Here is a 6,894-nt window from a genome sequence, read left to right as displayed (position 1 = left end):
GCTCTGCACAAACGTCCGGGGGAGATCTCCGGCGGGATGAAGCAGCGGGTCGGGATTGCCAGAGCGCTGGCGATGAAGCCGAAAGTGCTGCTGTTGGATGAACCGTTCGGCGCACTCGATGCCTTGACCCGCGCCCATCTGCAGGACGCGGTGATGCAGATTCAGCAGGCGCTGAACACCACCATTGTAATGATTACCCATGATGTTGATGAGGCGGTGCTGCTCTCTGACCGCGTGATGATGATGACCAACGGCCCGGCGGCAACAGTGGGAGAGATTCTCGCTATCGACCTGCCTCGGCCACGCAATCGTGTCCAACTGGCGGAAGACAGCCATTATCACCACCTGCGTCAGCAGATTCTCCATTTCCTCTACGAAAAACAGCCGAAGGCGGCGTAAGGGGCGGCGATGAAGCGGCGACTGGTGATTATCGGCAATGGTATGGCGGCCACCCGGCTGGCGGAGACGCTGGTGGCGCGGGGGGGCGATAAATTTCAGATAGTGATTATCGGTGATGAACCCTGGCAGGCCTATAACCGTATCCAGCTGTCACCGGTACTGAGCGGGGAAAAAACGCTGGCGCAAACGCAACTACTGCCTGAGGAGTGGTATCACCAGCATAGCGTGACAGTACGCAGCGACGAATCGGTGCTGGCGGTTGATATGCCGATGCGAACGTTGCGTACCACGCGAGGTGAGCTGGCCTGGGATGAGCTGATCTTTGCCACCGGTTCACAGGCGTTCATCCCGCCGCTGCCCGGTGTGGCGCTGCCGCACGTGTATACGTTTCGCACTTTTGCCGATGTGGCCGCTATCCTGGCAACCGGCGGCCCGGCGGTAGTGATCGGCGGCGGGGTGCTCGGTGTCGAGGCTGCGGCCGCGTTACGATGCCATGGTGACAACGTCACTTTGCTTCATCGCGGCGACCGACTGATGGAACAGCAAACCGATGCCTTTGCCGGCCAGCAGTTACAGCAACAGCTGGAGGAGCGAGGTATTCAGTGCGTCACGGACTGCGCGATTGCCGAGATTCGCGAGCATGACGTTGTGCTGGAGGATGGCCGCACTTTTGCCGCCAGTCGCGTGGTGCTGGCGACCGGTGTGCGCCCCAACATTGAGCTGGCGCAGCGGAGCGGACTGGCGTGTCGGCGCGGCATTATCGTTGACCGTCAGCTGGCTACCGCGTTGCCGGGAGTGAGCGCCATTGGCGAATGCTGCGAAATTGATGGCCAGACCTGGGGGCTGGTGGCGCCTTGTCTGCGCCAGGCGGAGGTACTGGCCGGGCGGCTATGCGGCGCGCCGGAGGCGGATTTTCACTGGCAGGACAGCGGTACTCGCCTGAAAGTCACCGGGATCGCGCTGTTCAGTGCCGGCGAACTGCAGGCCGGCGACCACGATGAGCTCTGGACCAGCTGGGACCCGTTGGCCCGCCACTACCGCCGCCTGCTGGTCCACGACGGCAAACTACACGGCGTCTTACTGTTGGGCGACTGCGCAAATGCCGCACCGCTCACCGCGCTGCTGGGCACCAGCGCGCGAACAGACTGGCTTTTTGATCCTTCTTCAACGCAGCCGCGCGCTGTAGGTGAACTTTCTATGACAAAACCTGTTTTAGTGCTGGTCGGACACGGCATGGTCGGCCACCATTTTCTTGAACAATGCGTCAGCCGTAACCTGCATCAACAGTTTCGGATCGTGGTGTTTGGCGAAGAGCGTTATGCTGCCTACGACCGGGTGCATTTATCAGAATATTTTGCCGGTCGTAGCGCGGAATCTCTGTCGCTGGTGGAAGGTGATTTCTTCGACCAGCACGGCATCGAATTGCGGCTGTCTGAGACGATTACGGCCATTGACCGCGAAGCGCGGGTGGTACGTGATGCCAGCGGCCATGAAACCCACTGGGATAAACTGGTGCTGGCGACCGGCTCATATCCCTTCGTCCCGCCGGTGCCGGGCCACGATCAGGATGGCTGTTTTGTGTACCGCACCCTCGACGACCTCGACCGTATCGCCGCCTGCGCCAGTGGCGCAAAACGCGGGGTGGTGATTGGCGGCGGTCTGCTGGGGCTGGAGGCCGCCAATGCCCTCAGGCAACTGGGGCTGGAAACCCACGTGGTGGAGTTTGCGCCGAATCTGATGGCGGTCCAACTGGATAGCCCGGGCGCTGCGATGCTGCGGGAGAAAATCACTGAACTTGGCGTCGGTGTGCACACCAGCAAATCGACGCAGGCGATCGTACGCGATGCAGACGGTCTGGTGCTGAACTTTGCCGATGGCGGATCGCTCGCCACCGATATGGTGGTATTTTCCGCCGGTATTCGCCCGCAGGATACACTGGCGCGTGGCAGCGGACTGATGGTGGGCGAACGTGGCGGAATCGTTATCGATAATCAGTGTCGCACCTCCGATCCGCAGGTGCTGGCGATTGGCGAATGCGCCCTGTGGGAGAACAAAATCTATGGCCTGGTGGCGCCGGGCTATCAGATGGCGAGAACGGCGGCGGCAATGCTGGCCGGGGAAGAGGCGAGTTTCAGCGGTGCCGATATGAGTACCAAACTGAAACTGCTGGGGATCGATGTCGCCTCTTTCGGCGACGCCCAGGGGCGTACCCCCGGTAGCCAGAGCTACCAGTGGACGGACGGTCCGGGGCAAATCTACAAGAAAATTGTCGTCTGCCAGCAGAGCAAAACGCTACTGGGCGGCGTGTTGGTGGGCGATGCCAGCGATTACGCCACGCTGCTGCAAATGATGTTGAACGCGATGGCGCTGCCCGCGCGCCCGGAAAGCCTGATTCTGCCGGCGCTGGAGGGGAGCACGCCAAAAGCGCTGGGGGTGGCGGCGTTACCGGACAGCGCGCAGATCTGCTCGTGCCACAACGTCAGTAAAGGGGATATCTGTCAGGCGGTTAATAGCGGTGCGGGTGACATCGCCGCGATAAAAAGCTGCACGAAAGCTGCCACCGGCTGCGGCGGATGCAGCGCGCTGGTCAAGCAGGTGATGGAGTACCAGCTTTCGGCGCAGGGCGTTGAAGTGAAAAAAGATATCTGCGAACACTTCCCGTGGTCGCGTCAGGAGATCTATCACCTCGTGCGCGTGAACCATATCCGCACCTTTGATCAACTGATTAGTCGTTACGGTCAGGGACACGGCTGTGAAATCTGTAAGCCGCTGGTGGCTTCGGTTCTGGCCTCCTGCTGGAACGAATACTTACTGAAACCGGCGCATTTGCCGCTACAGGATACCAATGACCGCTACTTCGCCAATATTCAGAAAGATGGCACCTATTCCGTGGTCCCGCGTATGGCGGCAGGAGAAGTGACGCCGGACGGGCTGATTGCCATCGGGCAGATTGCCAAACGTTACCAGCTGTACAGCAAAATTACCGGTGGCCAACGTATCGATCTGTTTGGCGCCCGTCTCGAAGAACTGCCAGCCATCTGGCGTGAGCTGGCGGAGGCTGGTTTTGAAACCGGTCACGCCTACGGAAAGTCGCTGCGAACGGTGAAGTCCTGTGTCGGTTCGACCTGGTGTCGCTATGGCGTGCAGGACTCGACGGCGCTGGCGGTTACGCTTGAGCATCGTTACAAGGGGCTGCGTGCGCCGCACAAGATTAAAATGGCGGTCTCTGGCTGTACCCGCGAATGCGCCGAGGCGCAGGGGAAAGATATCGGGGTGATTGCCACGGAAAAAGGCTGGAATCTCTATGTCTGCGGTAACGGCGGTATGAAGCCGCGACATGGCGATCTGTTTGCCAGCGACATCGACGACGCGACGCTGATCCGTACGGTTGACCGGCTGCTGATGTTCTATATCCGCACTGCCGACCGGCTACAGCGAACCAGTACCTGGATGGATAACCTGGAAGGCGGAATCGACTACTTGCGTGAGGTGATCCTTGAAGACAGCCTGGGCATTGGCGAAGAGCTGGAGCAGGAGATGGCGCAGGTGGTGGCGAGCTACCAGTGTGAATGGCAGACCACGCTGAACGATCCGCAGCGGCTGGCGTTGTTCCGTTCTTATGTTAACAGCGATAAGCCGGATGACGCCGTACAGCGGCAAATGTTACGTGGCCAGCCGCAGCCGGTTGTTGCGCCGGTACGCCGCGAAGGCGAGGTGTCGGCTCGCCCATGGCAGGCCATTTGTGATCTGGAGGCGATTCCCGCGCAGGCCGGGATCGGTGCGCGGTTGGGCGAGCGTCAGATTGCGCTGTTCCGTTTTGGTGAGCAGGTTTATGCCCTCGACAATCTGGAGCCCGGTAGCGATGCCAACGTGCTGTCGCGCGGCATACTGGGCGATGCTGGCGGGGAGCCGATTGTCATTTCACCGCTGTATAAACACCGCATTCGGCTGCGCGATGGTCGCCCCAGCGATGGCGGTGAACCGATGGTCCGCGCCTGGCCGGTGAAGGTCGAAAACGGTACAGTGTGGGTAGGGAATCATCTTCTGCTGGCGCGTGCGGAGGCTTCATGATGGATGAAATCCGAACCACCTGTCCCTACTGCGGTGTCGGCTGCGGCGTGCTGGCGCGGAGGGAGGAAAATGGTCTGGTCAGCGTGCGCGGCGATGAGCGCCATCCGGCAAACCAAGGCCGCCTGTGCGTAAAGGGCGCGGCGCTTGGAGAAACCACCGGTCTGGAAGGGCGCTTGCTGAGGCCGGAGTTGGAAGGGGAAGTGGTCAGCTGGTCACAGGCGCTGACGGCTGCCGGTAGTCGGCTGCGGCAAATCATTGAGCAACACGGGCCACAGGCGGTGGCGTTTTACGCCTCCGGACAGCTGCTGACCGAGGATTACTACGTGGCGAATAAGCTGATGAAGGGATTTATCGGCGCTGCCAATATCGATACCAACTCCCGGCTCTGTATGTCCTCGGCGGTGACCGGATACAAGCGCGCCTTTGGCGCCGACGTAGTACCGTGCAGTTACGAGGATGTGGAAAACAGCGATCTGGTGGTATTGGTGGGCTCAAACGCCGCCTGGGCGCATCCGGTGCTGTATCAGCGGCTGGTTCAGGCGAAACGGGATAATCCGCAGATGAAAGTGGTGGTGATTGATCCGCGACGAACCGCGACCTGCGATATCGCCGATAGCCACCTGGCCGTTGCTCCCGGCAGCGATGGTGGGCTGTTTGTCGGTTTACTGAGAGCGATTGCTGAGGCTGGCGCGCTAACGGGCGATTTTCGCGACCAGTCGCAGGCGCTGGACGCCGCCGCAGCCTGGGATACGGCGCAGGTTGCCGGATTCTGCGGGCTGGAGGTGGAGCAGGTCGCCAGGTTCTATCGCGACTTCATTGCCGCGCCGCGGGCGATAACGCTCTACACCATGGGAATCAATCAGTCGGCCAGCGGTAGCGATAAGTGTAATGCCATTATTAACGTTCACCTGGCCTGCGGGAAATACGGGCGTTTGGGTTGCGGGCCGTTTTCGCTGACCGGGCAGCCTAATGCGATGGGCGGCCGCGAGGTGGGTGGCATGGCAACGATGCTGGCCGCGCATATGAATTTTGAGCCGCAGGACCTGCATCGGCTGTCGCGTTTTTGGGGCAGCGAACGCCTGGCGCAGACGCCGGGGTTGACGGCGGTGGAGCTGTTTGCCGCCATTGGCCGCGGTGAGGTGAAAGCGGTGTGGATTATGGGCACTAACCCGGTAGTGTCGTTACCGGACAGCCTGGCCGTCAGCCAGGCGCTGGCCGGGTGCCCGCTGGTGATCGTCTCCGATGTGAGCGCCCGGACGGATACGGCAGCGTTTGCCCATATCCGTTTCCCGGCGCTGGCGTGGGGAGAAAAAAATGGCACCGTCACTAACTCGGAGCGGCGTATTTCCCGCCAGCGCAGTTTTCTGCCGCCGCCGGGAGAAGCTAAAGCCGACTGGTGGATCATCGCTCGCGTGGCTGAACAGCTCGGCTTTGGCGCGGCATTTGCCTGGCGCCATCCGCACGAGGTTTTCAGCGAGCATGCCGCGCTTTCGGCATTTGAAAATAACGGCCAGCGGGCGTTCGATATCGGTGGGCTGGCGGATCTCAGTCGTGAGGAGTGGGACAACCTGGCACCGGTTCGCTGGCCGGTCAGCCGCAGCGGCGGCGCTCTTGATTTACAGCAAGGCTGGCATGGCGATGGTAAACTGCGCATGGTGCCGGTGACGCCTCAGGCCACGCGCGCCGTGACCGACGCCTTTTATCCTCTGATCCTCAATAGCGGCCGCATTCGCGATCAGTGGCATACCATGACCCGTACCGGTAGCGTGCTGCGTCTGATGCAGCATATTGCCGAACCGATCGTCGAGGTCGCGCCAGAGGATGCCCGACGACTGCAGTTGCGCGAGGGCGCACTGGCGCGAATCTGGTCGCGCAACGGTGTGATGGTGGCCAAAACGGTGGTCAACCGCGGGCAGCGCCCCGGCTCGCTGTTTGTGCCGATGCACTGGAATAATCAGTTTGCCCGCCGGGGAAGGGTCAACGACCTGCTGTCGGCGGTGACGGATCCCTGGTCCGGACAGCCGGAGAGCAAACAGGCGGCGGTGGCGATTGCCCTCTGGCGTCCCGCCTGGCACGGGGAACTGTTTTGTCGCCAGCCGGTTCCGCTGCCGGCTGCCGTCCACTGGCGTCGGCGGGCGGCGCTGGCGGTAAACCATCTCTCTTTAGCCGGAGAATACCCTCCGCAGGAATGGCTAACCGAATGGTGTCATCAGCAGGGGTGGCAGATGCAAACGGCGCGGGCCGGGACGGTATGGAGTCTGCTGGCCTGGCATGAGAGCAAGCTGATGTTGGGCTGGTGGTGCGATATCTGCGAGCCGGGAATCGATGCCGGGTGGATCGCCGATGCGTTTCACTCTCCCCCGGAAACGCCCGCGCACCGTCACGCCCTGCTCGGTGGGAAAAAAAGCGGCGAGACGGCCCCCG

At 61.5% G+C, this 6,894-nt stretch carries 3 protein-coding genes; all 3 read left to right on the top strand.

The genetic code is table 11. The features are described 5' to 3' along the window. The coding region (locus ACZAHD_RS20490) for an ABC transporter ATP-binding protein (RefSeq protein WP_462458392.1) at window positions 1–399 on the top strand (399 nt) is incomplete at its 5' end. A gap of 9 nt (window positions 400–408) precedes the next feature. Continuing rightward, on the top strand, window positions 409–4,470 hold the full coding sequence (gene nirB / locus ACZAHD_RS20485; protein WP_462458391.1) for a nitrite reductase large subunit NirB: 4,062 nt from the start codon (window positions 409–411) through the stop codon (window positions 4,468–4,470). After that, window positions 4,470–6,894: molybdopterin oxidoreductase family protein (locus tag ACZAHD_RS20480; protein ID WP_462458390.1), on the top strand; the 2,425-nt coding region annotated here is incomplete at its 3' end. The genes nirB and ACZAHD_RS20480, both read left to right, overlap by 1 nt.

The sequence above is a fragment of the Raoultella sp. genome, from assembly GCF_039594335.1.
Classification (GTDB): domain Bacteria; phylum Pseudomonadota; class Gammaproteobacteria; order Enterobacterales; family Enterobacteriaceae; genus Klebsiella.
This window is presented reverse-complemented; position numbering and strand designations above follow the sequence as displayed.